At 36.9% G+C, this 792-nt stretch carries 1 protein-coding gene; it reads right to left on the reverse strand.

What is annotated here, in order from left to right:
* Positions 1–285: 285 nt before the first annotated feature.
* Positions 286–762 carry an XRE family transcriptional regulator gene (locus PG840_RS16750; RefSeq protein ID WP_270613922.1) on the reverse strand — a complete coding sequence of 159 codons (477 nt, stop codon included), beginning with the start codon at positions 760–762 and terminating at the stop codon, positions 286–288.
* Positions 763–792: the final 30 nt, after the last annotated feature.

The raw sequence follows: 792 nt of genomic DNA on the forward strand, positions 1-792 counted from the left end.
GGAGGGCTAAGCCAATGAGTATTATTGACTTCATAGCAGTAGTGAGCTTCGGCTTAACCTGCTTTAGTATCGGATATACATTAGGCAAAGATAATCATAAACCACAAAAATAACCGCCCTGGTCTGGTAAACTAAGCGGTTATCTTTGATGATATTCTAAATATTAAAACGGACTAACCGTCTATCGGTAGCACTCAACTCTTTTTCTATAATCATATTATCACGCATCTGTGAAAATGTCAAAAAGTTCTTTTTCCATAGTATGTAATACGAATTTGAAAATACTTATAAGCCGAAAAAATACACCAGTACCAGCTTGATCACAGCAGCTCCACCAAAAGCAACAACTGCAGTTACAACTAATTGCATAGGTTTTGGGAAATTTTCGAACACAAAAACTTTCCTACTCTTGCTCCGCACCTTGCTTAAAGATCCTGTCGTAAATACTGCCATCATTATGACTGACACAGATACCAAGGTCTCACAATAGCCGGCAAGCTTTCCTAACACATCATTATACATATATGCACCTGTTTCATGCAGAATCCAGTATAGAACCAATGCACAAACTCCCATGACACTTTGGAGCTTCATTTCCTTAAAAATCTTCTCTTTCTCTGTAGTTGCATAATCTGACATTGTTTTAGCAATTTTTCTTTCTTCTTCGTTCATCATCTCGCTTTTCCTTTCTCCACTGATAATCTCAGGAATGCTGATATCATAATAATCTGCAATATCCACAAGAATACTGATATCCGGCATATTGTTTCCAGTTTCCCTTAGTTAAAGATA

This window comes from Coprococcus sp. AM97-35, from assembly GCF_027697525.1.
Lineage (GTDB): Bacteria > Bacillota > Clostridia > Lachnospirales > Lachnospiraceae > Allocoprococcus > Allocoprococcus comes.

Coding starts and splice junctions, on each gene's coding strand:
- PG840_RS16750 (WP_270613922.1), bottom strand. CDS start 762: ATGCCGGATATCAGTATTCTTGTGGATATTGCAGATTATTATGATATC.